This is a genomic window from Paenibacillus sp. NPDC058367 (assembly GCF_042723305.1).
Lineage (GTDB): Bacteria > Bacillota > Bacilli > Paenibacillales > Paenibacillaceae > Paenibacillus_AQ.
Window position 1 is genome coordinate 31,840 of sequence record NZ_JBHXIZ010000011.1, and the last position, 26,960, is coordinate 58,799.

Consider the following 26,960-nt stretch of genomic DNA (forward strand, 5'->3'; position numbering starts at 1 on the left):
ATTGATAATGCTAAAATGTCTAAGGTGCGTGAGTAGCCATGTTATCCTTGTTCATTGGAGGTAATGATTATGACTGATGATAGAGGACTACAGGATGCTCAGGTCAAGATCGGTACCAAACAAACCGTCAAGGCGGTAGAGTTGGGCCAAGCTGCAGAAGTCTATGTGGCAGAGGACGGAGATCAAAGGCTTACTTCCAGGATAGTTATGCTTTGTAACAAACAAGGCATTAAGATCACATACGTGGATACGATGCTGAATTTGGGCAAGGCCTGCGGAATAGAAGTTGGCGCTGCGATGGCAGCCGTCTTAAAACAATAGCTACGGAAATGTTTTTGTACTGGGGTGAACTCCAGCGGCAAGAACTTTTCATTTGTCTTTTTATGAACCGCCTGGGTCTGTGGGCTTAGAGTTCTTAAATCGGCTATCATTTCAGGAAGGGGGTGGCAACAACATGCCAACAATTAACCAATTGGTTCGTAAAGGCCGTCAAGCCAAAATCGAAAAATCTAAATCTCCCGCTCTTCAAAAAGGGTATAACGCCCTCAAGCGTGAGGCTACAAATTTGAGCGCTCCGCAAAAACGCGGTGTGTGCACTCGTGTTGGTACTATGACTCCACGTAAACCAAACTCAGCGCTTCGTAAATATGCCCGTGTTCGTTTGACGAACCGTCTCGAGGTAACAGCTTATATCCCGGGTATCGGACATAACTTACAAGAGCACAGTGTTGTATTACTTCGCGGAGGTAAAGTAAAGGACCTTGCAGGGGTTCGTTACCATATCGTTCGTGGTGCATTGGATACAGCAGGTGTAGCTAACCGGATGCAAGCTCGTTCTAAATACGGTGCTAAACGTCCTAAAGCTAAGAAATAAGAAAAAATTCTAGAATAATAAACATTTAAGAAAGGGGGATATCCATGCCACGCAAAGGTCCAGTTACTAAGAGAGACGTATTGCCAGATCCGTTGTATAATAGCAAGTTGGTTACTCGTTTGATTAACCGCATTATGCTGGGTGGTAAAAGAGGTGTCGCTCAAAGCATTCTGTACAATTCATTCAAGTTGATTGAAGAACGTACGGGTAAAGATCCGATGGAAGTTTTCGAAGCTGCCATCAAGAATATCATGCCGGTTTTGGAAGTCAAAGCTCGTCGTGTCGGTGGTGCTAACTATCAAGTACCTATCGAGGTTAAACCAGAGAGACGTACTGCTCTGGGATTACGTTGGCTCGTAAACTACTCTCGCAACCGCGGTGAGAAGACGATGGAAGAGCGTTTGGCGGCTGAGATCATCGACGCTTCCAACAACACAGGCGCTTCTGTTAAGAAACGCGAAGATACACACAAAATGGCTGAAGCAAACAAAGCGTTCGCTCACTACCGTTGGTAGGATTAAGGTCATTCAAATAACTTATATTTTGAAGGGAGATCCATTTCATGGCTAGAGAGTTCTCCTTAAAAAATACACGTAATATCGGGATCATGGCGCATATTGATGCTGGTAAAACAACTACCACAGAGCGGATTCTTTTCTATACAGGCCGTACGCACAAAATCGGTGAAGTTCACGAGGGTGCTGCTACAATGGACTGGATGGAGCAAGAACAAGAGCGCGGAATCACGATTACGTCCGCTGCTACGACTGCTGCGTGGAAAGGTCACCGCATCAATATCATTGATACCCCAGGACACGTTGACTTCACTGTTGAAGTTGAACGTTCCCTGCGTGTATTGGATGGGGCAGTAGGTGTATTTAGTGCAAAAGAGGGCGTTGAGCCTCAGTCTGAAACCGTATGGAGACAGGCTGACCGTTATAACGTTCCACGTATTGCATATGTGAACAAAATGGACATTATCGGTGCGGATTTCCTTAACGTAATCGAAACTATGCGTGATCGCCTTCAAGCCAATGCAGTTGCTATTCAATTGCCAATTGGTGCAGAAAGTGATTTCACTGGTATTATCGACCTTGTTGAGCAAAAAGCACACATGTTCAGAGATGATCTAGGCCAAAACATCGAAGTAACGGATATTCCGGAAGAATATTTGGCCAAAGTTGAGGAGCTGCGTCTCGAGTTGATCGAGAAAGTTGCTGAACTTGATGAAGATCTGACTATGAAGTACCTGGAAGGCGAAGAAATTACAGTTCCGGAAATTAAAGCTGCACTGCGCAAAGGCGTAGTTGAAGTTAAATTGTTCCCTGTAATTGTTGGATCCTCCTACCGTAACAAAGGGATTCAGCTTATGCTGGATGCTGTTGTTGATTACTTGCCATCTCCTCTTGACGTTCCAGCTATCACTGGACATCTTGATGATGGAACTGAAGCAGTTCGTCATTCTTCGGATGAAGAACCGTTTGCAGCTTTGGCATTTAAAATCATGACTGACCCTTATGTAGGTAAACTTACGTTCTTCCGTGTATACTCTGGTATTCTAGAGTCCGGATCTTACGTAGTTAATGCTACTAAGAACAAGCGTGAACGTATTGGTCGTATCCTTCAAATGCATGCTAACAGCCGTCAAGAGATTTCCATCGTGTATTCTGGCGACATCGCTGCAGCAGTTGGTTTGAAAGACACCAGTACAGGTGATACACTGTGTGATGAGAAGCATCCAGTAATTCTGGAATCAATGAACTTCCCTGATCCAGTTATCGAAATCGCTGTTGAACCAAAAACAAAAGCTGACCAAGATAAATTGGGCGTTGCTCTCGGTAAGTTGACTGAAGAGGATCCAACTCTTCGTGCTCATACTGATGAAGAAACAGGCCAAACTATCCTGGCTGGTATGGGTGAACTTCACTTGGACATCATCATCGACCGTATGCGTCGTGAGTTCAAAGTAGAAACCAATGTGGGTAAACCACAGGTTGCTTACCGCGAAACGTTCAAGGCACCTGCTCGCGTCGAAGGTAAATTTGTACGCCAATCTGGTGGTCGTGGTCAATACGGTCACGTATGGGTTGAATTTGAACCCCTCGAGCCAGGTACTGGTAGCAAATTCGAAAGTAAAGTTGTCGGTGGCTCGGTTCCTAGAGAGTACATCGCTCCTGCACTTGCGGGTATCGAAGAACAAATGAAAAACGGCGTACTTGCAGGCTTCCCGCTTGTAGACGTTAAAGCTACCATCGTTGATGGTTCTTACCATGATGTCGATTCCAACGAAATGGCATTTAAAATTGCCGGCTCGATGGCGCTTAAAGCAGCTAAAGACAAGTGTAAACCTGTCCTGCTTGAGCCAATCATGAAAGTAGAAGTAACTGTTCCTGAGGAATATATGGGTGATGTTATGGGTATGCTGAACTCCCGCCGTGGCCGTATCGAAGGTATGGATTCCCGTGGTGGAGCGCAAATTATCCGTGCTAAGGTGCCTCTTTCCGAAATGTTCGGATACTCTACAACTCTTCGTTCTGGTACTCAAGGACGTGGCGTATTCTCAATGGAGCTTTCTCACTATGAAGAAGTTCCTAAATCCATTGCGGAAGAGATCGCTGCTAAGAACAAAGGCGGAGAATAATTACTAGTTTTAACTTGCCGTCCGAGTATAATTACTCAGTCATCTAAGATAAACATATATGCGGGCGGCTCAAATATAAGGAACCCCACATTAAGGAGGAACTGTTCAAATGGCAAAGGCAAAGTTTGAACGTAACAAACCGCACGTTAACATCGGTACTATTGGTCACGTCGACCATGGTAAAACGACTCTGACTGCTGCAATCACTACTGTATTGTCCAAAACTTACGGTGGCGCAGCTATCGCATTCGATCAAATCGACAAAGCTCCTGAAGAGCGCGAACGTGGTATCACAATCTCCACTTCCCACGTTGAATATGAAACTCCTAACCGTCACTACGCTCACGTAGACTGCCCTGGTCACGCCGACTATGTTAAAAACATGATCACTGGCGCAGCGCAAATGGACGGAGCTATCCTGGTTGTATCCGCAGCTGATGGCCCTATGCCACAAACTCGCGAGCACATCCTGTTGTCCCGTCAAGTAGGTGTTCCATACATCGTTGTTTTCTTGAACAAATGCGACATGGTTGAAGACGAAGAGTTGTTGGAATTGGTTGAAATGGAAGTTCGTGACTTGCTGAGCGAGTATGACTTCCCAGGCGATGACACTCCAATCATTCGTGGTTCTGCTCGTGAAGCTCTTCAAAACCCAGAAGGCGAATATGCTAAGAAGATTGTTGAAATGTTCGAAACAATCGACGAGTACATTCCACTTCCAGAGCGTCAAACTGACAAACCATTCTTGATGCCTGTCGAAGATGTATTCTCCATCACTGGCCGCGGTACTGTGGCAACTGGTCGCGTAGAACGCGGAACAGTTAAAGTCGGAGAAGAAATCGAAATCGTTGGTATTCACGAAGAAACTAAGAAATCCGTAGTTACGGGCGTAGAAATGTTCCGTAAATTGCTGGATTCCGCTCAAGCGGGTGACAACATCGGAGCTTTGCTTCGTGGTGTAGACCGTACAATGATCGAGCGTGGCCAAGTATTGGCTAAACCGAACTCTGTTAAACCACACACTGAGTTCACTGCTCAAATCTACGTTTTGACTAAAGAAGAAGGCGGACGTCACAAACCATTCTTCACTGGTTACCGTCCACAGTTCTACTTCCGTACAACTGACGTAACTGGCATCATCAACTTGCCAGAAGGTACTGAAATGGTTATGCCTGGTGACAACATCACTGTAACTGTTGCTTTGATCTCCCCTATCGCTATTGAAGAAGGTACTAAATTCTCCATTCGCGAAGGTGGACGTACAGTTGGAGCAGGTAGCGTAGCTTCCATCCAAAAATAAATTCGTTTCTATCTGCGGGTAGACTCTGAATCATAGTGCCCCGGATTCTTCTTGCGGAGAATCCGGGGCTTTTTGTTATTTTATAGGATAAACCATCTTAAATTCGACAATATACGATAAAATAAGTATGAAATTTCGAATAATTCTACAAAATTCTACAAAATTCAACGATAAATTGTTTACAATTTTAATAATCATAGAGTAAAATGAAAGGAAGGTAATATTGTAAAAAAATAGTAATTGAGGGGAGAGTGATAACATGGGAAAATGTCCTTTTTCATTCATGCATGCTATAACATCACGTAATAATAACGAGGATTCTCACACCCCTAATTTGATAGAACATAAACACCAGACTAAGCGTACTGAAGATTTTTTTCATACTCTTGAGGGTTATGACGAACTCAATGAGCAAATGAGAATGATTGATCTATCTGAATCAGATTTGAACTTATTACGTAGGGTAAAGCCTAGCGTTGAAAAGAATATAGACTATATAATTGATCAATTTTATAATTCGGTATTAGGTGTGGATAAACTCGAAGCCATTATATTGGAGCATAGTAGTATCGAGAGGTTGAAAACAACACTCCGCGAGCATATCATTGAAATTTTTGATGGCAAAGTTGATGAAGAATACATAGCAAAGCGAATGAAGATTGCTAATATTCATAAAAGAGTAGGACTTGAGCCTAAATGGTACTTATCCGCTTTTCAAAATCTTCAGAACGTTTTTATACAAGTTATCTATAATGAGACACATGATGACAATACACGTTTACATGTAGTTAAGACCGTAACTAAGCTGCTTAACCTTGAACAACAACTTGTCCTGGAGGAATACGAGAAGGAGAACGTCAAAGAGAAGGAACAGCAATACCTTTTGGTTAAAAATGAATTAAAGCAGAAAATTGCTGAATTCAGCAGCGAGTTAATAGATTTTAGTATCGACACAAATGCCGCTGTGAAGCAGCTAGTAGCAAGTAGCAATGAAGTGAGTAGAACATTCCAACGTACAGCTACATCCGCTGTAGAGTCGCAGGGGTTGGCTACAGATGGACATGAGCATTTGGATAGCTTAACAGGACAGATTAATCTTATTTATCAAAGTACTAGTGAAATGGAACATTCAGTCCACGAATTAAGCAATTCCTCTAAACAAATTCAAAAAATCGTAAACTCAGTTAAAGATATTGCAGATCAAACTAAAATTCTTTCACTTAATGCAACGATAGAAGCCGCTAGAGCCGGAGTGCATGGTAGAGGGTTTAGTGTAGTTGCTCAAGAAGTTAGTCGGTTGGCAGAGGATACGAAGAATACTGTAATTCAGATCGTAGAGCTGACTTATAAATCGGGAAGTCTCACACAACAAGTCGTTGAGGAGATACGTAAGGTACAAGAGCTAACCAAAAGTGGGAAACATCAATCCGTTGAGACTAGTCTTTTGTTTTCCGAAATTGTAGAGGCGATGAGAAGTAGCACACAAGAGATTGTTATAGTAGAAGAAGAAATAAGAACATTGATTCAGACAATAGAGGGAATTGGGTCAGCAACAGCACAGACTGCGGAGTCAGCTGAGATTTTTAAGTCTGCCACTGCGAATCTTTAACCTATATAATAGTAATAAAGCAACGCATGAAAAAAATATACGTTGTTTTGTTATTTTAGCTTGCAATACTGCTGCCTATTATATATAATAATAAATGTTGTTCTGAGACGTTGCGATGATGTGAGAGGTTACTGACACACCCGGCCCCTTTGCCATGAGGTCGACGTCAGAAAATTTTCACGGAGTATGTCCGATAATAAATTGGGCGATAGAAGGAGGGACTAAAATGGCAAAGCAAAAAATTCGTATTCGCTTGAAAGCATACGACCACAGAATTCTTGATCAATCCGCAGAGAAAATCGTTGAAACTGCAAAACGTTCGGGTGCTGGTGTATCTGGACCGATTCCGTTGCCAACTGAGAAGCAAATCATTACTATTCTCCGTGCGGTACACAAGTACAAGGATTCCCGTGAACAGTTTGAACAACGGACTCACAAACGTTTGATCGATATTGTGAACCCAACACCACAAACTGTGGATGCCTTGATGCGCTTGGATCTACCGTCCGGTGTAGATATCGAAATCAAATTGTAATTCTATTTTTAGCAACTTAGGAAAAGAAAAGAGGTGTCAACATTGAAAGGTATCTTAGGAAAAAAACTCGGTATGACTCAAGTGTTTACTCCAGAAGGTAACGTAATTCCTGTTACTGTTATCGAAGCAGGCCCTTGTGTAGTACTGCAAAAGAAAGACCTGAATATCGACGGATATGAAGCAGTGCAATTGGGATTTTCTGATAAAAAAGAAAGTCGCTCCAATAAGCCTGAACAAGGTCACGCCAAAAAGGCAAATGCAACACCTAAGCGCTACGTTCGTGAAATTCGCGGTGTTGACCTCGGGTCTCTCGAGGTTGGACAAGAACTGAAGGCTGATATTTTTGCTGAGGGCGAATTTGTTGACGTAACTGGCACATCTAAAGGTAAAGGTTTCCAAGGTAACATCAAACGTTGGGGACAAAGCCGCGGACCAATGGCACACGGATCGCGTTACCACAGAAGACCGGGTTCCATGGGTTCTATCCAAGCTAACCGTGTTCCGAAGGGCAAACGCCTCCCAGGACATATGGGTCACACGACTATCACGGTTCAAAAGCTTGAAATCATCAAGGTTGACGTTGAACGTAACGTATTGCTGGTTAAAGGCGCTATCCCAGGTCCTAAAAACAGCTTCGTGAAAGTTAAACAAACCGTTAAGAAATAATTACCTAAGAAAGGAGGAACATGAAATGCCAAAAGTAACACTTTTTAATATTAGTGGCAACGAAGTTGGTGAAGTAGAACTGAGCGATACAGTATTCGGTATTGAACCGAATGAGCACGTTCTACACGAAGCTGCGCTTATGCAAAGAGCTTCCCTTCGTCGTGGTACACACAAAGTAAAAGGACGTTCTGAAGTTCGTGGCGGTGGACGTAAGCCTTGGAAACAAAAAGGTACAGGTCGCGCTCGTCAAGGATCCATTCGTTCTCCACAATGGAAAGGCGGCGGCGTTGTCTTCGGACCAACACCACGTAGCTATTCCTGGAAATTGCCTAAGAAGGTTCGTCGTTTGGCGATCAAATCCGCTTTGTCCTCGAAAGTACTCGAGAATGACATTATCGTATTGGATAGCTTGACAATGAATGCTCCGAAGACGAAAGAATTCGCAGCAATCTTGAACAACCTGAAAGTGGAACGCAAAGCTTTGATCGTAGCTACTAGCTATGATGATAACGTAGCACTTTCCGCTCGTAACATCCCTGGGGTGAAATTCGTAGCGGCTGACGGCATTAATGTTCTTGACGTACTGACGTACGACAAACTGATCATCACTAAAGAAGCAGTTCTGAAGGTAGAGGAGGTGTTCGCGTAATGAAAGATCCTCGTGATATTATCAAACGTCCGGTGATTACGGAACGTACTTCCGACTACATGAGCGAAATGAAATACGCTTTTGAAGTGGATATCCGTGCTAACAAAACCGAAATCAAAAAAGCTGTCGAGGCTATTTTCAAAGTAAAAGTAACTAATGTGAACACAATGCGCGTGCCTGGCAAACTGAAACGTTATGGTAAATATTCTGGTTACACTCCAGAGTGGAAAAAAGCCATCGTTAAGCTTAGCCCGGACAGCAAACCGCTTGAATTTTTTGAAGCGGTAGAATAATACTCTTAAAGTAAGGAGGAAACTATAGTGCCAATCAAAAAGTACAAACCGACCTCTCCGGCAAGACGCCATATGTCTGTGTCTACGTTTGAAGAAATCACAACAAACCAGCCAGAGAAATCGTTGCTTTCTCCGCTGTTCAAACATGCGGGACGCAACAACCAAGGTAAAATTACGGTTCGTCACCATGGCGGCGGACACAAACGTAAATACCGTATTATCGACTTCAAGCGGACTAAAGACGGCATACCAGGTAGCGTTGCTACAATCGAGTATGACCCGAACCGTACATCTAATATTGCTTTGATCCACTATGCTGATGGAGAGAAACGTTATATCATCGCTCCTAAAGGCCTAAAAGTTGGGGATAAAGTAGAGTCCGGCCCAACAGCCGACATCAAAATTGGTAACAGCCTTGCACTGGAGAACATCCCAGTGGGTACAGTTATCCACAACATTGAGTTGAAACCAGGTAAAGGCGGACAATTGGTTCGTGCTGCTGGTACAGAAGCTCAATTGCTTGGTAAAGAAGAAAAGTACTGTTCCGTTCGTTTGTCATCCGGTGAGGTTCGTAAGATCCTTAGCGTATGCCGTGCAACTATCGGTTCCGTAGGTAACGAAGATCATGAATTGATCAAAATCGGTAAAGCTGGACGTAGTCGCTGGCTGGGCCGTCGCCCTGAAGTACGCGGTGTAGTAATGAACCCGAACGATCACCCACACGGTGGTGGTGAAGGCCGCGCTCCAATCGGACGTAAATCGCCTATGTCTCCATGGGGTAAACCAACCCTTGGTTACAAAACGCGTAAGAAAAACAAGGCATCTGATAAATATATCGTTCGCCGCCGCACAAAATAAGACGCTTCTGGCAAGTTAATAAAGCGCGAAGCGTCGATTCGCGGTTTGAAGAACCGGATGAAGGGAGGATTCACACATGGGTCGCAGTTTAAAGAAGGGGCCGTTTATCGATGGCTACCTGCTTAAAAAAGTTGAGGAACTGAACGAGGCTGAAAAAAAGGTTGTAGTTAAAACTTGGTCCCGTCGCTCAACCATTTTCCCTCAGTTTATCGGACATACGTTTGGTGTATATGACGGCCGTAAACACGTGCCTGTATACGTAACAGAAGATATGGTAGGTCACAAGTTGGGCGAGTTCGCGCCAACACGTACTTACAAAGGCCACGCGGGTGACGATAAGAAAACAAGAAGATAATAATAAGGTCTCTGTTTGAAAGGAGGTTAAACAATGGAAGCAAAAGCACATGCAAGATCGGTGCGGATTTCCGCTCGTAAAGCGAAACTGGTTGTTGACTTGATTCGTGGTAAGCAAGTGGGGGAAGCAATTGCTATTCTTCGCCACACTCCGAAATCCGCTTCTCCGGTCGTTGAGAAGTTGCTTAATTCGGCAATTGCGAATGCTGAGCATAACTATTCTTTGGACGTGAACAGTTTGTTCGTTAGCGAGGTTTTCGTTAACCAAGGACCTACTATGAAACGTTTCCGTCCGCGCGCCATGGGCCGCGCAAGTCGGATCAATAAACGCACGAGCCACATTACACTGGTGGTATCTGAGAAATAAGGAGGGATAACACGTGGGTCAAAAGGTAAATCCAATCGGACTCCGGATCGGGATCATTCGCGATTGGGAATCTAAATGGTATGCAGGAAAAGATTTCGGTACTCTTCTGATGGAAGACGTCAAAATCCGGGAATACCTTAAAGGTAAGTTGAAGGATTCCGCTGTTTCCCATATCGAGATCGAAAGAGCGGCTAACCGCGTGAACGTTACAATTCACACTGCTAAACCAGGTATGGTTATTGGTAAGGGCGGAGCAGAAGTAGAAGTACTTCGCAGCGCAGTTACAGCAATCGCTGGTGGCAAAAAAGTACACATCAACATCAATGAAATCAAGCACCCTGAATTGGATGCAATTCTTGTAGCTGAGAGCATTGCTCAACAATTGGAACGTCGTGTATCGTTCCGTCGTGCACTCAAACAAGCGATTCAAAGAACAATGCGTTCTGGCGCAAAAGGGATTAAAACTCAAGTAGGCGGACGTCTTGGCGGAGCTGAGATTGCTCGTTCAGAAGGTTATAGCGAAGGAACAGTTCCACTTCATACGCTTCGTGCCGATATCGATTACGGAACGGCTGAAGCACATACAACTTACGGTCTTATCGGCGTAAAAGTATGGATCTACCGTGGAGAAGTTCTTCCCCCAGCTAAGAAACAAGCTGCTCAGGAAGGAGGCAACTAATCATGTTGGTACCAAAACGCGTAAAACACCGCAAGCAACAACGCGGACACATGAAGGGTATGGCAAAGGGTGGTACTGAATTGAACTTCGGCGAATTCGGCCTGGTTGCAATGGAACCATCTTGGATCACTAACCGTCAGATCGAAGCTGCTCGTATCGCAATGACACGTTATATCAAACGTGGCGGTCAAGTTTGGATCAAGATTTTCCCAGATAAGCCTATTACTCAAAAGCCTCTCGAGGTTCGTATGGGTAGTGGTAAAGGTAACGTTGAGAAATGGGTAGCCGTAGTTAAACCGGGCAAGATTATGTTTGAACTCGGAGGCGTGTCGGAAGAAATCGCTCGTGAAGCGATGCGTCTTGCCGCTCACAAGCTGCCTGTTAAGACTAAGTTTGTGAAACGTGAAGAATTGGGTGGTGAAGCAAATGAAAGCTAATGAACTTCGCAACTTAACCACTGCTGAGATTGAACAAAAGATCGCTGGATTCAAAGAGGAACTTTTTAATCTCCGTTTCCAATTGGCAACTGGCCAACTGGACAACCCGACTCGGATTCGTGACGTGCGTAAGGAAATAGCTCGTGCTAAAACCGTAATCCATCAAAGAGTGCTTGGGATTAGTTAAGTGAGACGGATCTCAGATCCGTATTCAGGAAGGAGGCTAACTAATGAGCGAAGAACGTAATGCACGTAAAGTGCTAATCGGTAAAGTGGTCAGTGATAAAATGGATAAAACCATCGTAGTCGCTGTTGAAACCTATAAGAAGCATAACTTGTACCACAAACGCATCAAGTCTACGAAGAAATTCAAAGCACATGATGAGGAAAACGTTGCGAAAATTGGCGATACCGTAAAAGTCATGGAAACTCGTCCGTTGTCCAAGGACAAACGTTGGAGACTAGTTGAAGTGGTTGAAAAAGCGGTTATCATCTAAGATAATCAAAAGAGTTTTTCCGGAAGGAGGAAATTATAATGATTCAACCATTTACACGCTTGCATGTGGCTGACAACTCTGGTGCGAAGGAACTGATGTGTATCCGCGTACTGGGTGGTACTGGACGCCGTACAGCAGCAATCGGTGATTTGATCGTTTGTTCCGTTAAACAAGCAACACCAGGCGGCGTTGTCAAAAAAGGTGATGTTGTTAGAGCGGTAGTTGTTCGTACGAAACGTTCCGTTCGTCGTAAAGATGGATCTTACATCGCATTCGACGAAAATGCAGCTGTTGTTGTTAAAGACGACAGAAGCCCTCGTGGAACACGTATCTTTGGACCAGTTGCTCGCGAACTTCGCGATAAAGACTACATGAAGATCGTTTCCTTGGCACCGGAAGTAATCTAATAAACACGAGCACCAATAAGTTGAAGGTTAGTTATAGGAGGTGTAATAAATGCCTAGAGTGAAAAAAGTTCTGGAATCCCATAACAATAAACTGCACGTGAAGAAAGATGATGTGGTGCTTGTGATTAGTGGTAAAGACAAAGGCAAAAAAGGCCGTGTCATCGCTGCTTATCCTCGTGAAAACCGCGTTCTGGTAGAAGGCGTCAATATGGTGAAAAAACACCAAAAGCCGAACCAGCTGAATCCACAGGGTGGAATTATTGAGCAGGAAGCTTCGATTCATGTGTCCAACGTAATGCACATCGATCCGAAGTCCGGCAAAGTAACACGTATCGGTTACAAAGTATTGGACAACGGTAAAAAAGTTCGGATTGCTAAAAGATCCGGAGAGATTATCGACTAATCTAGCCCTTAAGAAAGGAGGTTAAATCTTCATGGCAGCAAGAATGAAAGAACGTTATCTCAACGAAATAACACCTGCTTTGATGCAGAAGTTTAACTATACAACTGTTATGCAAGTGCCTAAGATCGAGAAGGTTGTCATCAACATGGGTGTGGGTGACGCTGTTCAAAACTCCAAAGTACTTGATGCTGCAGTTAATGACATGCAGTTGATCGCTGGTCAAAAACCAGTAATCACTAAAGCTAAAAAATCCATCGCTGGTTTCAAACTACGCGAAAATATGCCGATTGGGGTTAAAGTAACACTGCGCGGCGAGCGTATGTATTACTTCTTGGACAAATTGTTCAACGTAACGCTTCCACGCGTACGTGACTTCCGTGGTGTTTCCACTAAAGCCTTTGACGGCCGTGGTAACTACACACTTGGTCTTAAAGAACAATTGATCTTCCCCGAGATCGAATATGACAAAGTGGATAAAGTCCGCGGTATGGACATCGTTATTGTAACGACTGCTAAGACGGACGAGGAATCCCGCGAGCTGCTGGGTCAGCTGGGAATGCCTTTCGCAAAATAAAGTCGGTTAATCCATTTTCTCCGAAAATGTTTAGGAGGTGTCAGGCTAAGTGGCAAAAACTTCGATGAAAGTTAAACAACAACGTACGCCTAAGTTTAAAGTACGTGCATATACACGTTGCGAACGTTGTGGTCGTCCACATTCGGTACTGCAAAAGTTCAAAATTTGCAGAATTTGTTTCCGTGAATTAGCTTATAAAGGCCAGATCCCTGGCGTGAAAAAAGCAAGTTGGTAAGAAGTTTATAAACGGGAAGGAGGTTTACACACATGACTATGTCTGATCCTATTGCAGATATGCTTACTCGTATTCGTAACGCTAACATTGTGCGTCACGAAACGGTAGAAATGCCTGCTTCTACTATGAAGAAACAAATCGCTGACATTTTGAAGCGTGAAGGTTTCATCCGCGATGCGGAATTCGTTGAAGATAGCAAACAAGGGATTATCCGTATCTTCTTGAAATACGGCCCTAACCAAGAACGTGTTATTTCTGGTTTGAAAAGAATCAGTAAACCAGGCCTTCGCGTATACACGAAGAGCAATGAAGTGCCTCGTGTACTCGGTGGTCTAGGAATCGCGATTATCTCCACATCTAAGGGAGTTATGACCGACAAAGAAGCTCGTCAATCAAAATCTGGCGGAGAAGTTGTCTGCTACATTTGGTAATAAACGTCACAAGATAAGGAGGTGCAACACATGTCTCGTATTGGTCGTAAACCAATCGCAGTACCTAGCGGTGTAGATGTCACTTTGGACAACGCCGTTATTACAGTAAAAGGTCCAAAAGGTTCTTTGACTCGTGAGCTTCATAAAGACATGAAGGTTACAGTTGAAAATAACGAAATTACCGTTGTTCGTCCGTCGGATAACAAATTGCATCGTTCACTTCACGGCACAACCCGCTCCGTTGTCAACAACATGGTAGCAGGCGTGACTGAAGGTTTCTCGAAATCTCTGGAATTGGTTGGGGTCGGATATCGTGCAAGCAAATCCGGAGATAAAGTCGTTCTGAACGTTGGTTACTCCCACCCGGTTGAAATTACACCGGAAGCAGGTATTGAGTTTGAAGTTCCTGCGAACACGAAGATCATCGTTAAAGGTATCGATAAAGAACGCGTTGGCGCATATGCTGCTAAAATTCGTTCCGTTCGTGAGCCAGAACCGTATAAAGGTAAAGGTATCAAATATGAAGGCGAGCGTATCATCCGCAAAGAAGGTAAAGCTGGTAAGAAGAAATAACCAGTTTGAACTTAATTGTAAGATACCCCGTGCATCTTAAAGTGAAGCTGTTTACGGCAAACTGAAGGGAGTGAAAGGGAAGTCATGATTACAAAAGAAGATAAAAACAAGGCTCGTCTCAAAAGACACCTGCGTGTTCGTAAGAAGATCCAGGGAACTACTGAGCGTCCACGTTTGAACGTATTCCGTTCTTCAAAACACATCTACGCTCAACTGATCGATGATGTTAAAGGGGTTACTATCGTATCCGCTTCTACACTTGATAAAGAACTGAGCGCTAACATCGGTAATGGCGGCAGCGTTGAAGCTGCAGCGAAAGTTGGCCAATTGGTCGCTGAGCGTGCTAAAGAAAAAGGCTATGCAGTGGTCGTATTCGACCGCGGAGGTTACTTGTACCATGGACGAATTCAAGCATTGGCTGACGCAGCTCGTGAAGCTGGTCTTGAATTCTAGAATAATTCTTAAAAGGAGGTTAACGACTTGCGTGTAGATCCGAACAGTTTAGAACTGACAGAAAGAGTTGTACACATTAACCGTGTAGCAAAAGTTGTAAAAGGCGGACGCCGTTTCAGCTTTAGTGCACTCGTTGTTGTGGGCGATGGCAATGGCTACGTCGGTGCTGGTATCGGTAAAGCCGGCGAAGTTCCGGATGCCATCCGTAAAGGCATTGAAGACGCCAAGAAAAACCTGATTCACATTCCAATCGTAGGAACTTCGATTCCCCATCTCGTTACTGGCCACTTCGGCGCAGGACGCGTGTTGCTGAAACCAGCATCAGAGGGTACTGGCGTTATCGCTGGCGGTCCAGTTCGTGCGGTATTGGAATTGGCAGGCGTTGGCGACATTTTGACAAAATCACTGGGTTCTTCGAATTCCATGAACATGGTCAATGCAACTTTGGAGGGACTTTCCCGTCTGAAACGCATTGAAGAGGTCGCGAAACTTCGCGGCAAATCTGTCGAAGAATTGCGCGGTTAAGGAGGGGAACGTCAATGGCAAAATTGCAAATTACCCTCGTACGTAGTGTAATCGGACGTCCAGAAACACAACGTGTTACTGTTAAGACGCTCGGCCTACGTAAACTCAACACGACAGTGGTTCACAATGACAGTCCTGCAATTCGCGGAATGATCAACAAAGTGAGTCACTTGCTATCTGTAACTGAAATTGAAGGCTAATCGCCTCGTATAAATTAACAAACATAAGGAGGTGCAAACGATGAAGTTACATGAACTTGCTCCAGCTCCTGGTTCCCGCAAAGAACGCAATCGCGTTGGTCGTGGACCAAGTAGCGGAAATGGTAAAACTTCCGGTCGCGGTCACAAAGGTCAAAACTCACGTTCTGGCGGTGGTGTTCGTCCGGGCTTCGAGGGTGGACAAAATCCGCTCTATCGTCGTCTGCCTAAACGTGGTTTCGTCAATCCTACCCGTAAAGAGTATGCGATTGTGAACCTTGAAGATCTGAATAGCTTTGCAGAAGGAACAGAAGTGACTCCGCAGTTGTTGCTTGAAACTGGTGTTGTCAAGAATTCCAAAAGCGGCATTAAGATTCTCGGCAATGGTGAGTTAACCGTTAAATTGACTGTACAAGCAAATAAGTTCTCTCAATCTGCGGTAGAGAAAATCGAGGCTGCCGGCGGTAAAACCGAGGTGATCTAATGTTCAAGACGCTTAAGAATATCTGGCATGTGGAAGATTTGCGCAAAAAGATCCTGTTTACCTTGTTCATTCTGATTATCTACCGTATCGGTTCGTTTGTACCGGTTCCTGGTGTGAACAAAGATGTACTGGAAACAGCAAATCAAAGCGGTGACGCTTTGATGGGACTTTTGAACACCTTCTCGGGCGGAGCGCTCAAAAACTTCTCGATATTTGCGATAAGTATTTATCCGTACATTACAGCATCCATCATCGTGCAATTGCTGTCGATGGATGTTGTTCCTAAGTTTGCTGAATGGGCTAAACAAGGGGAGCACGGTAAAAAACAACTAGCGCAAATCACTCGTTATGGTACTGTGATTTTGGCCCTGATCCAAGGTTTTGCTACGTCGATAGGGTTTAACCGGATTTATGGAACTCAAATGATGCCGAATGCGACATTTGCTGACTACTTACTGGTTGCCATTATCTTGACGGCTGGTACTTCTTTCCTGATGTGGCTTGGTGAACAGATTACCGAAAAGGGAATCGGGAACGGGATTTCGATCCTGATTTTTGCGGGAATCGTCGCCGCCATCCCGGGATATATCACGAGTACGGCTAACTCAAGCTTTATTCAGCCGGATCAAGTGTTCCTGAATATTCTTAAAGTCGTTATTGTGCTGATTGTGATTGTAGCGATTATTACAGCAGTTATCTTCGTACAGCAAGGTATTCGGAAGATTCCTGTTCAATACGCTAAACGCGTAGTCGGCAACAAAATGTACGGTGGACAGAATACGCACATTCCGCTGAAAATTAATGCGGCTGGTGTAATTCCGGTTATCTTCGCCGTATCACTGCTTCAGTTCCCAGTTGTTCTCTCCAGTTTCTGGTCAACACATGCCTGGGCTCAATGGATTGCCAAGTATTTGGCAACTGATGCACCACTTGGTATGCTTCTGTATGTTGTGATGATCATCGGGTTCACGTTCTTCTATACGTTCGTGCAGATGAATCCTCAGCAGATGGCTGATAACATGAAGAAGAATGGTGGTTACATTCCAGGTATCCGTCCTGGTAAAGCTACTGAGAAATATTTGACTAGAGTAATGTCTCGTCTGACTATGTCCGGCGCATTGTTCCTGGCTTTGATCTCTGTATTGCCGATGTTCTTCGGTGCTTTATCTGGATTGCCTAAAGAAGTTCGAATTGGTGGTACTTCACTGCTAATCGTAATCGGTGTGGCATTGGATACTATGAAGCAGATCGAGAGCCAATTGATCAAACGCCATTACAAAGGCTTCATCAATAAATAGGCGATAGGTTCCGGTGAAGCGTAATTTTTTATTCTTCCCGGCACCTATTGTGCTGTTTCTTGCTTGGTGGCGAACTTTTGGGGGGAGAGAGAAATCGTGAACATTTTATTCATGGGCCCTCCTGGGGCAGGCAAGGGAACACAAGCGGCTGAGATCATAAAAGAGTTTGGCATTCCGCATATTTCGACAGGAGATGCTTTCCGTTTGGCAATCAAACAAGAGACTCCAGTAGGATTGAAGGCTAAATCATTTATTGATCAAGGTTTGCTTGTACCAGATGATGTGACCATTGGTATAGTTGAAGAACGGCTGCAGCAGTCCGATTGCGAAAAAGGATTTCTATTGGATGGTTTTCCAAGAACTCTTTCGCAAGCGGAAGCGCTGGATGAAATTCTAAGCCGTTTGAATACTTCTTTGAATCATGTCATCAACTTGAATGTTGACCGTGGACTGTTGATGGCGCGTCTTACCGGACGTCGTATCTGCACAGTTTGCGGAGCATCCTACCATTTAATCTTCAACCCGCCGAAGCAAGATGGCATTTGCGACATTGATGGCGGTGAATTGTATCAACGTCCGGATGACAACGAAGAAAGTGTAGGCAAGCGTCTGGATGAGTATGATAATAAGACAGCGCCGCTGCTTGCGTTTTATGATAATAAAGGTCTTTTGCGTCAGGTAAATGGGGAAAACGAAATCAATGTCGTTTCTTCTGAAATCGTATCTTTATTGCGGGGTTAATGTAATGATCATTTGTAAATCCGAACAGGAACTTGCCTTTATGAGGGAAGCTGGTCGAATTGTTGCCGAGAGTCACCGTCTTATTGCTGAGGCCATTGAGCCTGGCATTACAACGGGCGATCTCGACAGAATCGCCGATCAATACATTCGCAGTCAAGGTGCTGTGCCGTCTTTCAAAGGCTACAACGGTTTTCCTGCCAGCATTTGCGCTTCAGTCAACGAACAATTAGTGCATGGATTTCCAGGTAAACGCAAACTGATCGAAGGCGATATTGTAACGCTGGATATCGGTGCAGAGTACCGCGGTTATCACGGTGATTCCGCCTGGACCTACGGTGTGGGCAGCATTTCCGAAGAGGCTCAGCGTTTGCTGGACGTTACGGAAGGCTCCTTGTACGCGGGACTGGCGTTAGTTAAGCCGGATGTGCGCTTGTTTACAATCTCCCATGCTATCCAGCAATACATCGAAGAGGCTGGTTTCTCAGTCGTACGTGAGTATGTTGGTCATGGTATTGGGGCAAAACTGCATGAAGAACCGCAAATTCCGAATTATGGCATAGCGGACCGCGGACCACGTCTGAAACCGGGTATGGTACTCGCGATTGAGCCGATGGTAAACGTAGGAAAGAGACATGTCAGAACGCTGGAAGATAACTGGACTGTCGTTACGGTGGATGGCTCCCTATGTGCTCACTTTGAGCATACAGTAGCAGTTACTCCGGACGGCATGGAAATTTTCACAAAACTGAATGCGTAGGTGATCTCCTCTTGAATACTGTGAGCAGCCCGCAGGTTGGTCAATTAGTGAGAATTCTCAAAGGCAAAGATGCCGGAGAGGCAGCCGTTGTTATCGCAGTTGTTGATAGCAGATTTGTATACATTGCAGATGGAGACAAACGTAAGTTTGATGGGCCAAAGAAGAAGAATATTCTTCATCTTGAGCTCATACCCTTCATCAGCAGTGAGGTTGTGAACAGTTTGGAAGAAACTGGGCGGGTAACAAACGGAAAGCTGCGTTTCGCAGTGACGAAGTATGCTGGCCCAACCGGAATAAGTGCTTATGAGAAAGGAGACTAACTGTGGCTAAGGAAGATGTCATTGAAGTAGAAGGTACTGTCCTTGAACCGTTGCCAAATGCAACGTTTAAGGTTGAGCTTGAGAACGGTCATCAAATACTTGCCCATGTATCCGGTAAATTGCGGATGCACTTTATCCGTATTTTGACCGGAGACAAAGTGGTCGTGCAGTTATCGCCTTATGATTTATCAAAAGGTCGTATAACTTACCGTAAATAGATGGGAACTACGAAAAAAGTTTTGCTTCGCAAAACTTTGAGGAGGTAATTAACATGAAGGTAAGACCTTCTGTAAAGCCCATTTGCGAGAAATGTAAAGTAATCCGCCGCAAAGGGACTGTTATGGTGATTTGCGAAAATCCGAAACACAAACAAAAACAAGGTTAAGAAGGGGGTGTAGCGTAAAATGGCTCGTATAGCTGGAGTGGATTTGCCACGTGACAAACGCGTTGAGATCGCCTTGACTTATATTTTCGGAATCGGTAAAACGACTTCTCAGAAAATTCTTAATGAAACAGGCATTAGCGCTAATACACGTGTCCGTGATTTGACGGAAGATGAAGTCAGCAAACTGCGTGAAACGATCGACAAAACGGTTAAGGTTGAAGGTGACCTGCGTCGTGAAATTTCCTTGAATATTAAACGTCTTACTGAGATCGGCTGTTACCGCGGTGTTCGTCACCGTCGTGGATTGCCTGTTCGCGGTCAACGTACTAAAACCAATGCCCGTACCCGGAAAGGCCCGCGTCGTACGGTAGCAAACAAGAAGAAATAATAAGGGGGGATAAGAGACAATGGCTAAACCGAAAAAAGTCGTACGTACCAAACGTCGCGACCGTAAAAATATCGAATCCGGCGTGGCACATATTCGTTCCACGTTCAATAACACCATCGTTACCATCACAGATCCTCACGGAAATGCAATTTCCTGGGCAAGCTCCGGCGGCCAAGGATTTAAAGGTTCCCGTAAGTCGACTCCATTCGCAGCGCAAATGGCAGCTGAATCAGCAGCTAAAGCAGCTATGGAGCACGGCATGAAGTCGGTTGAGGTTATGGTTAAAGGACCGGGCGCGGGCCGCGAAGCAGCCATCCGTTCCCTTCAAGCTGCAGGGCTTGAAGTTAACCTTATTAAAGACGTAACTCCGGTTCCTCACAATGGATGCCGTCCGCCGAAACGTCGTCGCGTATAGTGAAATCAGTATTGTAAATGTGGTATAATTCTGACGCATCTGCTAATAATAGGTGTTTAGGCATACTACATGATGCACCTGATGGGGTGACAGTTTCATATAGGAGCGACGTTGAAGGAGGGGTAAACTCGTGATAGAAATCGAAAAGCCGAAGATTGAGACCGTAGAAGCTAATGATGAAGGTACCTATGGGAAATTCGTAGTTGAACCGTTGGAACGTGGGTATGGCACGACTCTGGGGAATTCACTTCGCCGGATATTGCTTTCTTCGCTTCCAGGAGCCGCAGTGACTTCGGTCCAAATTGACGGCGTTCTGCATGAGTTCTCGACCGTTCCAGGCGTAATGGAAGATGTGACGGAGATCATTCTGAACCTTAAAGCCTTGTCCCTGAAGATTCATTCAGACGAGGAAAAAGTGTTTGAGATTGATGCCGAAGGGGAAGGCATCGTTACCGCAGGTGATATCCGTGCGGACAGCGATGTTGAGATCCTCAACCCGGATCTTCACATTGCAACGCTGGGACCTGGTGCGAGACTTCACATGCGTATTTTTGCAGGCCGTGGTCGCGGCTACGTCCAAGCGGACCGGAACAAACGCGACGATCAGCCAATTGGCGTTATCCCGGTTGACTCCATCTACACTCCTATTTCACGCGTTAACTACGGCATAGACAATACACGTGTTGGTCAAGTGACCAACTACGACAAATTGACGCTTGAAATTTGGACAGATGGCAGTATTAGACCGGAAGAGGCTGTAAGCCTCGGAGCCAAAATTTTGAACGAGCACCTCGTATTGTTCGTAGGTCTTACGGACGAAGCGAAAGACGCCGAAATTATGGTTGAAAAAGAAGAAGACAAAAAAGAAAAAGTGCTAGAGATGACAATCGAAGAGCTTGATCTTTCTGTCCGCTCCTACAACTGCCTCAAACGTGCTGGTATTAATACCGTACAAGAGCTTACCACGAAGACTGAAGAAGATATGATGAAGGTGCGTAACCTTGGTCGTAAATCTTTGGAAGAAGTTCAGGAGAAGCTTGAGGAACTTGGTTTGGGACTACGTACAGAAGAATAACTACAGATTGTTACAGTAAAGGAGGGAAAACACATGGCATACCAAAAATTGGGCCGTGATTCCAGTGCGCGTAAAGCGTTATTTCGCGACATGGTAACGGATCTATTTTTATACGAGCGCATCCAAACAACGGAAGCTAAAGCGAAAGAAGTTCGTTCTATCGCTGAAAAGTTGATCACTAAAGCTAAAAAAGGCGATCTTCATGCTCGTCGTCAAGTAGCTGCATTTGTTCGCCGCGAGACTGTTGATGGTGAACAAGATGCAATTCAAAAATTGTTCTCTGACATCGCTCCTCGTTACACAGAGCGTCCAGGTGGATACACTCGTATCCTGAAACTCGGACCTCGTCGTGGGGACGCTGCGCCTATGGTTTATCTTGAATTGGTAGACCGCGCGTAGTATCACAAGTATTGATTTCCGATGCTTCCCTTTCATCCGGCCCTCTTTGGAGTAAAGATGGGGGAAATATCAGCGTTATTGTGCTGCAGAGGCGCAAGACTCTGCTGTACTAATAACCGTGGGAATCACCTTGGTTCAATTGAAGGAGCTCCCGCAGGGGCTCTTTTTTTTGAAGTAATGGAGTGAAGTGTTAATGGATGCCGTCCTTCTAGGGACGGCAAAGCCATTTCTTCCTCTTGAATAAGATCAGACAGTGCTTCGATCGACGTTTCTGCTGAACGGTTTAAAAAGGAGAACGGAATGCGTAATCTATTGATGAAGGTCAATTATGACGGAACAAATTATGATGGCTTTCAGACCCAGCCTCAGGGCAATACGATTCAAGATCGGCTGGAGCAAGCGATACTCCATCTGACAGGTGAGGAGCTTAAGATTACTGCTTCTGGTCGCACAGATGCCGGAGTACACGCCTACGGTCAGCCTTTTAACTTTACGACCTCCTCTCGAATCCCACTTGAACGTTGGTGTCTGGCGCTTAATGCCCGGCTGCCACAAGATATCGTGGTTACTGAGGCTAGGGAAGTACCGCTGACGTTTCACTCTCGTAGAGGAGCTAAGCGTAAAACTTACCGATACACGATTAACGGCAACAGGTTTCCAGACCCGTTTCAACGGCGCTGGCAGCTTCATCATCCGGTGAGGTTGGACATTCCTGCGATGCAGCAAGGCTTAACGCATATTTTAGGGACACATGACTTCACTTCGTTTGCTTCACGGAGGTCTACTAAGGCCTCTCATGTACGAACGATCTTTGAAGCTCATATGGAAGTAGACCGCAGCATGTGCCGACCCTCTTCATTAGATCAGGGAGTGATCCAAACTTATATAACGGGTAGTGGATTTCTTCAGCATATGGTTCGCATTATTATGGGGACTTTGATCCATGTGGGGGAAGGTAAAATAGATGCTGATCATGTTGCTGAGATATTGGCGGCATGTGATCGTTCTGCTGCTGGTCCAACAGCTATGGCCAAGGGGTTGGCTTTGTGGAGTGTAGAATATGACGAGACTGAAAGTGAATCTTTTTTTCTATAAATTTCTTCCTGAATAATAGGCTGAATGTTTAAAAATCACTTGCACTTGTTATGTTTATACTGTAATATAAAAGTTGTGTTTTCTTGATGGCTATCCCACAGCCCCGATCAAGGAAATGCCAAAAAAATGCTTTGCTTAACTCACATAATTGTAATTCAATGAGAAACAAGATATACGAAACAGAAGATTTTCGTACGAGAACAAGGAGGAAACATTCATGCGTACCACCTATATGGCGAAGCCGAACGAAGTTGAACGCAATTGGCACATTATTGATGCCGAAGGCAAGACACTCGGTCGTTTGGCCAGCGAAGCCGCTGCTTTGATCCGTGGCAAACACAAACCGCAATTCACGCCACACGTTGATACAGGAGATTTCGTTATCGTAATCAACGCTGAGAAGATTCACTTGACCGGTAAGAAATTGCAAAACAAGAAATACTACCGTCACTCGATGCACCCAGGTGGCTTGAAAGTTACTAATGCTGAAACTTTGCTGAATACTAAACCAGAACGCGTAATTGAATTCGCTGTTCATGGTATGATTCCTAAGACTCGTCAAGGGGATCACATGAAGCTGAGATTGAAAGTATATGCAGGCGCCGAGCATCCACATGCAGCACAAAAACCTGAAGTTTACGAACTTCGCGGATAAGAATAGAGGAGGACAGTTTCATGGCACAAGTACAATACTATGGGACAGGTCGTCGTAAACATTCGGTAGCACGTGTTCGCCTTGTACCGGGTGAAGGACGCATTGTCATTAACAAACGTGAGATGGACGAATATTTCGGTGTGGAAACACTGAAAATGATCGTAAAACAACCTTTGAACCTGACTGAAACACTAGGCAACTACGATGTAATCGTTCTTGCACATGGTGGCGGCATTTCCGGTCAAGCTGGAGCAATTCGTCACGGTATCTCCCGTGCATTGCTTAAAGTTGACCCTGAATATCGCGGTGCGCTTAAGAAAGCCGGCTTCCTGACTCGTGACCCACGTATGAAGGAACGTAAGAAATACGGCTTGAAGGCTGCACGTCGTGCGCCTCAGTTCTCGAAACGTTAATATTTATCAAGAATTCAACCCTTGGCCTTTACGGTCGAGGGTTTTATTTTTTTTAGCAGCCCCTTTCGAACAAGAAATGGGCTTTTTTTGCATTCATTTACTAATTCTGAGGGTTGAAACTCATTGACTTCCTCAGTAAAAGTTATATACTATTTCATATAGAAATAGTTGGTTTTATTACTTCTTTTACCTCATTTATTCATACGATTAATATTTTGGATGGAGGAATACCTTAATGAACCTGCTCGAGAAAGAAGATTTGATCAGAATAAAGGCCGAAGAATTAGAGAGTGCTTCACCCGAGGATATTATCCGCTGGGCTGTAGAAACATTTCCTAACATTACTTTTGCCTGCAGCTTTGGTGCCGAAGATGTAGTGCTTGTTGATATGCTTCACAAAGTTAGTCCATCTACTGATGTCTTTTATCTCGATACAGATTATCATTTTAAGGAAACCTACGAAACCAGAGATTTGATGGCAGACAAATACGGATTAGAGTTTGTACGAGTGTCTCCGCAACTCACCACGCAGGAGCAAGCACTTCAATACGGTGATGCGTTATGGACGGTTGACCCTAATCAATGCTGTGGTATTCGTAAAGTTGAACCATTGACTCGTATATTATCTCAATATGAGGCATGGATTACTGGAATTCGTCGCGATCAAGCGCCTACCCGTGCAAATGCTAAAAAGGTCGAGTATGATTATAAATTTGGTTTAGTGAAGTTTAATCCTATTGCGGATTGGACGTCAGAAGATGTATGGAACTATATTCGTGAAAATGACGTAATCTATAACCCTCTACATGACCGTAACTATCCAAGTATTGGCTGTGAGCAATGTACACGTCAGGTTATGCCAGGTGAAGATCCGCGTGCTGGCCGTTGGTCTGGATCTGAGAAGACAGAGTGCGGATTGCACAAGTAAGACATATTCCTGTGGGAACATAGAAGGAGAGACTAAGATGACTTCAATACGTCCGCATGGCGGAGCTTTGGTTAACCGTGTAGTAGAGGGTACTGAAAGAGAAGAATTGCTAAATCTCGCACGTGACAGCAAGGCGATTGCCTTGAATACCTGGACTTTATCTGATTTGGATCTTATAGCTGTAGGTGCATTTTCGCCATTAACTGGCTTTTTAAATGAGCAAGACTATCATTCAGTAGTAAAAAGCATGCGTTTAGCAGATGGAACAGTGTGGAGCATTCCAATAACACTGGCTGTAGAAGATGATGTGGCTGCCAGTTTATCAATTGGGGATAAAGTTTCTTTAATCGGTGAAGACGATGGCGAGATTTACGGTTTATTGGATATTGAGAGTATTTATACTGTAGATCAAACGATTGAAGCACAAAATGTCTTCAAGACAACAGATCCTGAACATCCTGGTGTGAGTAAGCTGTTGGCTCGTCCTGCAACTTATGTTGGAGGGCCGATTACAGTCTTGAACCGCCCACAGCCAGAGAAGTTCGGTGAATTTTATTTTGATCCTGCGGATACGCGGAAGATATTTGCTGAAAAGGGCTGGAGAACGGTTGTAGGCTTCCAAACACGCAATCCGGTCCACCGAGCTCACGAGTACATTCAAAAGTGCGCTATGGAGGTTGTAGACGCTCTATTCCTAAATCCGCTTGTTGGTGAGACGAAGTCAGATGATGTACCGGCAAATGTACGGATGAAGAGCTATCTGGCGCTTTTGGAGAACTATTATCCTGAGGATCGTACCTTCCTTGGTGTTTTTCCGGCGGCAATGCGTTATGCAGGCCCTAGAGAAGCAATTTTCCATGCAATGGTTCGCAAAAATTACGGCTGTACCCATTTCATCGTCGGTCGTGACCATGCTGGGGTAGGTGATTATTATGGCACTTATGAAGCACAGGAAATTTTCTCGAATTTTAGTGCTGAAGAACTTGATATTACTCCATTATTTTTTGAACATAGCTTCTTCTGTAAAAAATGCGGGAATATGGCATCCAGTAAAACTTGCCCTCATCCTAGTGATGATCACATGACATTGTCGGGTACGAAGGTACGTGCTTTGCTCCGTGATGGCCAATGTCCTCCGCCTGAATTTACACGGCCTGAGGTTGCGCAGATTCTGATTGAAGGTATGACTCAAGAAGTTACAGCTTAATCATTAACAGCTAGTACTATTTGACCTTCTTGTCCCATATAGATGAGTATTATCTATCGGGACGAGGGGGTCTTTTTTATGTCTGGCCGAAAGCAGAGTAAAGTCTCGGTCTGGATTTCATGGAGTAGTATCAAAAAAAGTATGCTTGGCGTGATGCTGCTAGCTATAATGATTGGAATTATCGCGTATGACATGCCTACCGCTAAAACACTAAATTATTGGAGTCTGCCCTTGTCAGGAAAAGTTATTGCTCTCGATGCGGGACATGGTGGAGCTGATGGAGGAGCGGTTAGCCGGGAAGGGCTAATTGAGAAAGATATTAATCTCGCGGTATCGCTTTATTTGCGTGATTATCTGCAGCAGGCAGGGGCTATTGTAGTAATGACTCGAGAAGGTGATTATGATTTGGCTCAGGAAGGTACTAAGGGCTATTCTAAGCGTAAGACAGAAGATCTTAAACAAAGAGTAAGAAGTATCGAAGAAAAAGGCGCAGACCTTTTTATAAGCGTTCACATGAACAGTGTCCCTTCCAATCGTTGGAGTGGAGCACAGACCTTTTACTACCCCAATCACAAGGATAATAAAGCTATAGCGGAGTTTGTGCAGAGTGAGCTGAAGACTACGCTGGAGAATACGGATCGTGTGGCTAAGACAGTGAATACTGTTTATCTGTTAAAAGCATTGAAAATACCAGCGGTACTTGTAGAAGTTGGCTTCTTATCACATCCTCAGGAATCAGCTCTACTCGGAAATGATGTCTATCAGCGTAAGGTTGCGACTAGCATTTATCGGGGGATTCTTCGGTACGCCTCCGAGTAGTCAGGACTACTCATGGGGAGACAG

The 26,960-nt window shown here is 44.6% G+C and carries 43 protein-coding genes; all 43 read left to right on the forward strand.

Features of this window, described 5'->3' with window-relative positions; all coding sequences use genetic code 11:
- The first annotated feature begins 69 nt into the window (after positions 1-69).
- The 43 genes from ACFWMP_RS30425 (at position 70) to cwlD (ending at position 26,936) form a co-directional block, all read left to right on the forward strand.
- Positions 70-321: a ribosomal L7Ae/L30e/S12e/Gadd45 family protein gene (locus ACFWMP_RS30425; RefSeq protein ID WP_379426063.1), complete on the forward strand. Its 252-nt coding sequence runs from the start codon at positions 70-72 to the stop codon at positions 319-321.
- Between the two features lie 133 nt (positions 322-454).
- On the forward strand, positions 455-874 hold the full coding sequence (gene rpsL, locus ACFWMP_RS30430; protein ID WP_036680518.1) for a 30S ribosomal protein S12: 420 nt from the start codon (positions 455-457) through the stop codon (positions 872-874).
- 44 nt (positions 875-918) lie between these two features.
- On the forward strand, positions 919-1,389 hold the full coding sequence (rpsG, locus tag ACFWMP_RS30435; RefSeq protein WP_036680520.1) for a 30S ribosomal protein S7: 471 nt from the start codon (positions 919-921) through the stop codon (positions 1,387-1,389).
- A gap of 47 nt (positions 1,390-1,436) precedes the next feature.
- Positions 1,437-3,515, forward strand: a complete 2,079-nt coding sequence (gene fusA, locus ACFWMP_RS30440; RefSeq protein ID WP_042192180.1) for an elongation factor G — start codon at positions 1,437-1,439, stop codon at positions 3,513-3,515.
- A 109-nt stretch (positions 3,516-3,624) separates the two neighbouring features.
- Positions 3,625-4,815 (forward strand): elongation factor Tu, encoded by a 1,191-nt coding sequence (gene tuf, locus ACFWMP_RS30445; protein WP_042192178.1) that lies wholly within the window; start codon positions 3,625-3,627, stop codon positions 4,813-4,815.
- A gap of 283 nt (positions 4,816-5,098) precedes the next feature.
- On the forward strand, positions 5,099-6,424 hold the full coding sequence (locus ACFWMP_RS30450) for a protoglobin domain-containing protein (protein WP_379426067.1): 1,326 nt from the start codon (positions 5,099-5,101) through the stop codon (positions 6,422-6,424).
- A gap of 226 nt (positions 6,425-6,650) precedes the next feature.
- Positions 6,651-6,959: a 30S ribosomal protein S10 gene (gene rpsJ, locus ACFWMP_RS30455; RefSeq protein ID WP_017692074.1), complete on the forward strand. Its 309-nt coding sequence runs from the start codon at positions 6,651-6,653 to the stop codon at positions 6,957-6,959.
- A 42-nt stretch (positions 6,960-7,001) separates the two neighbouring features.
- Positions 7,002-7,625 carry a 50S ribosomal protein L3 gene (gene rplC, locus ACFWMP_RS30460; protein ID WP_076286852.1) on the forward strand — a complete coding sequence of 208 codons (624 nt, stop codon included), beginning with the start codon at positions 7,002-7,004 and terminating at the stop codon, positions 7,623-7,625.
- A 25-nt stretch (positions 7,626-7,650) separates the two neighbouring features.
- Complete coding sequence (gene rplD / locus ACFWMP_RS30465) at positions 7,651-8,274, forward strand: 50S ribosomal protein L4 (RefSeq protein WP_042192174.1); 624 nt, start codon at positions 7,651-7,653, stop codon at positions 8,272-8,274.
- Positions 8,274-8,567: a 50S ribosomal protein L23 gene (gene rplW / locus ACFWMP_RS30470; protein ID WP_036680537.1), complete on the forward strand. Its 294-nt coding sequence runs from the start codon at positions 8,274-8,276 to the stop codon at positions 8,565-8,567. The genes rplD and rplW overlap by 1 nt, the downstream gene beginning before the upstream one ends.
- Positions 8,568-8,594: 27 nt before the next feature.
- Complete coding sequence (gene rplB / locus ACFWMP_RS30475; RefSeq protein ID WP_042192171.1) at positions 8,595-9,425, forward strand: 50S ribosomal protein L2; 831 nt, start codon at positions 8,595-8,597, stop codon at positions 9,423-9,425.
- Between the two features lie 76 nt (positions 9,426-9,501).
- Positions 9,502-9,780 (forward strand): 30S ribosomal protein S19, encoded by a 279-nt coding sequence (gene rpsS, locus ACFWMP_RS30480; protein ID WP_036652940.1) that lies wholly within the window; start codon positions 9,502-9,504, stop codon positions 9,778-9,780.
- Positions 9,781-9,813: 33 nt separating this feature from the next.
- A complete protein-coding gene (gene rplV / locus ACFWMP_RS30485) occupies positions 9,814-10,146 on the forward strand; it encodes a 50S ribosomal protein L22 (RefSeq protein WP_036680546.1) in 333 nt (110 codons plus the stop codon).
- 13 nt (positions 10,147-10,159) lie between these two features.
- Positions 10,160-10,825 carry a 30S ribosomal protein S3 gene (gene rpsC, locus ACFWMP_RS30490; RefSeq protein WP_042192169.1) on the forward strand — a complete coding sequence of 222 codons (666 nt, stop codon included), beginning with the start codon at positions 10,160-10,162 and terminating at the stop codon, positions 10,823-10,825.
- Between the two features lie 2 nt (positions 10,826-10,827).
- On the forward strand, positions 10,828-11,262 hold the full coding sequence (gene rplP, locus ACFWMP_RS30495) for a 50S ribosomal protein L16 (RefSeq protein WP_042131224.1): 435 nt from the start codon (positions 10,828-10,830) through the stop codon (positions 11,260-11,262).
- Complete coding sequence (rpmC, locus tag ACFWMP_RS30500) at positions 11,252-11,449, forward strand: 50S ribosomal protein L29 (protein ID WP_019908232.1); 198 nt, start codon at positions 11,252-11,254, stop codon at positions 11,447-11,449. Before rplP ends, rpmC begins: the two co-directional genes overlap by 11 nt.
- A gap of 43 nt (positions 11,450-11,492) precedes the next feature.
- Positions 11,493-11,759: a 30S ribosomal protein S17 gene (gene rpsQ, locus ACFWMP_RS30505; RefSeq protein ID WP_042131223.1), complete on the forward strand. Its 267-nt coding sequence runs from the start codon at positions 11,493-11,495 to the stop codon at positions 11,757-11,759.
- A gap of 38 nt (positions 11,760-11,797) precedes the next feature.
- The gene (gene rplN, locus ACFWMP_RS30510) at positions 11,798-12,166 is read left to right on the forward strand and encodes a 50S ribosomal protein L14 (RefSeq protein ID WP_036680556.1); all 369 of its coding nucleotides are present in this window, start codon (positions 11,798-11,800) and stop codon (positions 12,164-12,166) included.
- A gap of 49 nt (positions 12,167-12,215) precedes the next feature.
- A complete protein-coding gene (gene rplX / locus ACFWMP_RS30515) occupies positions 12,216-12,569 on the forward strand; it encodes a 50S ribosomal protein L24 (protein WP_076286851.1) in 354 nt (117 codons plus the stop codon).
- Positions 12,570-12,600: 31 nt separating this feature from the next.
- Positions 12,601-13,143, forward strand: a complete 543-nt coding sequence (gene rplE / locus ACFWMP_RS30520) for a 50S ribosomal protein L5 (RefSeq protein WP_042131222.1) — start codon at positions 12,601-12,603, stop codon at positions 13,141-13,143.
- A 49-nt stretch (positions 13,144-13,192) separates the two neighbouring features.
- Positions 13,193-13,378 (forward strand): type Z 30S ribosomal protein S14, encoded by a 186-nt coding sequence (locus ACFWMP_RS30525; RefSeq protein ID WP_013312154.1) that lies wholly within the window; start codon positions 13,193-13,195, stop codon positions 13,376-13,378.
- A 32-nt stretch (positions 13,379-13,410) separates the two neighbouring features.
- Positions 13,411-13,809, forward strand: coding sequence for a 30S ribosomal protein S8 (gene rpsH, locus ACFWMP_RS30530; RefSeq protein ID WP_036680560.1), 399 nt, complete (start codon positions 13,411-13,413; stop codon positions 13,807-13,809).
- Positions 13,810-13,839: 30 nt separating this feature from the next.
- Entirely contained in the window at positions 13,840-14,382 is a 543-nt protein-coding gene (gene rplF, locus ACFWMP_RS30535) for a 50S ribosomal protein L6 (RefSeq protein ID WP_042192166.1), read from the forward strand.
- Between the two features lie 84 nt (positions 14,383-14,466).
- Entirely contained in the window at positions 14,467-14,835 is a 369-nt protein-coding gene (gene rplR / locus ACFWMP_RS30540; protein ID WP_042131220.1) for a 50S ribosomal protein L18, read from the forward strand.
- 27 nt (positions 14,836-14,862) lie between these two features.
- Entirely contained in the window at positions 14,863-15,360 is a 498-nt protein-coding gene (rpsE, locus tag ACFWMP_RS30545; protein ID WP_036652980.1) for a 30S ribosomal protein S5, read from the forward strand.
- A gap of 14 nt (positions 15,361-15,374) precedes the next feature.
- Positions 15,375-15,560 carry a 50S ribosomal protein L30 gene (gene rpmD, locus ACFWMP_RS30550; RefSeq protein ID WP_036680567.1) on the forward strand — a complete coding sequence of 62 codons (186 nt, stop codon included), beginning with the start codon at positions 15,375-15,377 and terminating at the stop codon, positions 15,558-15,560.
- A 40-nt stretch (positions 15,561-15,600) separates the two neighbouring features.
- A complete protein-coding gene (gene rplO / locus ACFWMP_RS30555) occupies positions 15,601-16,041 on the forward strand; it encodes a 50S ribosomal protein L15 (RefSeq protein WP_036680569.1) in 441 nt (146 codons plus the stop codon).
- Positions 16,041-17,339: a preprotein translocase subunit SecY gene (secY, locus tag ACFWMP_RS30560; protein WP_042131218.1), complete on the forward strand. Its 1,299-nt coding sequence runs from the start codon at positions 16,041-16,043 to the stop codon at positions 17,337-17,339. The genes rplO and secY overlap by 1 nt, the downstream gene beginning before the upstream one ends.
- Before the next feature lie 96 nt (positions 17,340-17,435).
- A complete protein-coding gene (locus ACFWMP_RS30565) occupies positions 17,436-18,080 on the forward strand; it encodes an adenylate kinase (RefSeq protein ID WP_042192162.1) in 645 nt (214 codons plus the stop codon).
- Positions 18,081-18,084: 4 nt separating this feature from the next.
- Positions 18,085-18,837, forward strand: a complete 753-nt coding sequence (gene map / locus ACFWMP_RS30570) for a type I methionyl aminopeptidase (protein ID WP_042192159.1) — start codon at positions 18,085-18,087, stop codon at positions 18,835-18,837.
- 11 nt (positions 18,838-18,848) lie between these two features.
- Positions 18,849-19,157: a KOW domain-containing RNA-binding protein gene (locus ACFWMP_RS30575; RefSeq protein WP_076300964.1), complete on the forward strand. Its 309-nt coding sequence runs from the start codon at positions 18,849-18,851 to the stop codon at positions 19,155-19,157.
- Between the two features lie 2 nt (positions 19,158-19,159).
- Complete coding sequence (gene infA / locus ACFWMP_RS30580) at positions 19,160-19,375, forward strand: translation initiation factor IF-1 (RefSeq protein ID WP_036652996.1); 216 nt, start codon at positions 19,160-19,162, stop codon at positions 19,373-19,375.
- A gap of 53 nt (positions 19,376-19,428) precedes the next feature.
- Positions 19,429-19,542 carry a 50S ribosomal protein L36 gene (gene rpmJ / locus ACFWMP_RS30585; RefSeq protein WP_003322638.1) on the forward strand — a complete coding sequence of 38 codons (114 nt, stop codon included), beginning with the start codon at positions 19,429-19,431 and terminating at the stop codon, positions 19,540-19,542.
- 19 nt (positions 19,543-19,561) lie between these two features.
- Positions 19,562-19,930: a 30S ribosomal protein S13 gene (gene rpsM, locus ACFWMP_RS30590; RefSeq protein WP_036680583.1), complete on the forward strand. Its 369-nt coding sequence runs from the start codon at positions 19,562-19,564 to the stop codon at positions 19,928-19,930.
- Between the two features lie 19 nt (positions 19,931-19,949).
- Positions 19,950-20,345 (forward strand): 30S ribosomal protein S11, encoded by a 396-nt coding sequence (rpsK, locus tag ACFWMP_RS30595; RefSeq protein WP_019908251.1) that lies wholly within the window; start codon positions 19,950-19,952, stop codon positions 20,343-20,345.
- A gap of 130 nt (positions 20,346-20,475) precedes the next feature.
- Positions 20,476-21,420 (forward strand): DNA-directed RNA polymerase subunit alpha, encoded by a 945-nt coding sequence (locus ACFWMP_RS30600; protein WP_036680585.1) that lies wholly within the window; start codon positions 20,476-20,478, stop codon positions 21,418-21,420.
- Positions 21,421-21,453: 33 nt separating this feature from the next.
- Positions 21,454-21,819: a 50S ribosomal protein L17 gene (gene rplQ / locus ACFWMP_RS30605; protein WP_019908254.1), complete on the forward strand. Its 366-nt coding sequence runs from the start codon at positions 21,454-21,456 to the stop codon at positions 21,817-21,819.
- A 300-nt stretch (positions 21,820-22,119) separates the two neighbouring features.
- Positions 22,120-22,914, forward strand: a complete 795-nt coding sequence (truA, locus tag ACFWMP_RS30610; RefSeq protein ID WP_042192157.1) for a tRNA pseudouridine(38-40) synthase TruA — start codon at positions 22,120-22,122, stop codon at positions 22,912-22,914.
- 217 nt (positions 22,915-23,131) lie between these two features.
- A complete protein-coding gene (rplM, locus tag ACFWMP_RS30615) occupies positions 23,132-23,569 on the forward strand; it encodes a 50S ribosomal protein L13 (protein ID WP_036680589.1) in 438 nt (145 codons plus the stop codon).
- Between the two features lie 20 nt (positions 23,570-23,589).
- Positions 23,590-23,982 (forward strand): 30S ribosomal protein S9, encoded by a 393-nt coding sequence (gene rpsI / locus ACFWMP_RS30620; protein ID WP_025706574.1) that lies wholly within the window; start codon positions 23,590-23,592, stop codon positions 23,980-23,982.
- 235 nt (positions 23,983-24,217) lie between these two features.
- The gene (locus ACFWMP_RS30625) at positions 24,218-24,910 is read left to right on the forward strand and encodes a phosphoadenylyl-sulfate reductase (protein WP_042192155.1); all 693 of its coding nucleotides are present in this window, start codon (positions 24,218-24,220) and stop codon (positions 24,908-24,910) included.
- Between the two features lie 37 nt (positions 24,911-24,947).
- Entirely contained in the window at positions 24,948-26,117 is a 1,170-nt protein-coding gene (sat, locus tag ACFWMP_RS30630; protein ID WP_339267412.1) for a sulfate adenylyltransferase, read from the forward strand.
- 78 nt (positions 26,118-26,195) lie between these two features.
- Positions 26,196-26,936, forward strand: a complete 741-nt coding sequence (gene cwlD, locus ACFWMP_RS30635; protein WP_042192151.1) for an N-acetylmuramoyl-L-alanine amidase CwlD — start codon at positions 26,196-26,198, stop codon at positions 26,934-26,936.
- The last annotated feature ends 24 nt before the right edge of the window (positions 26,937-26,960 follow it).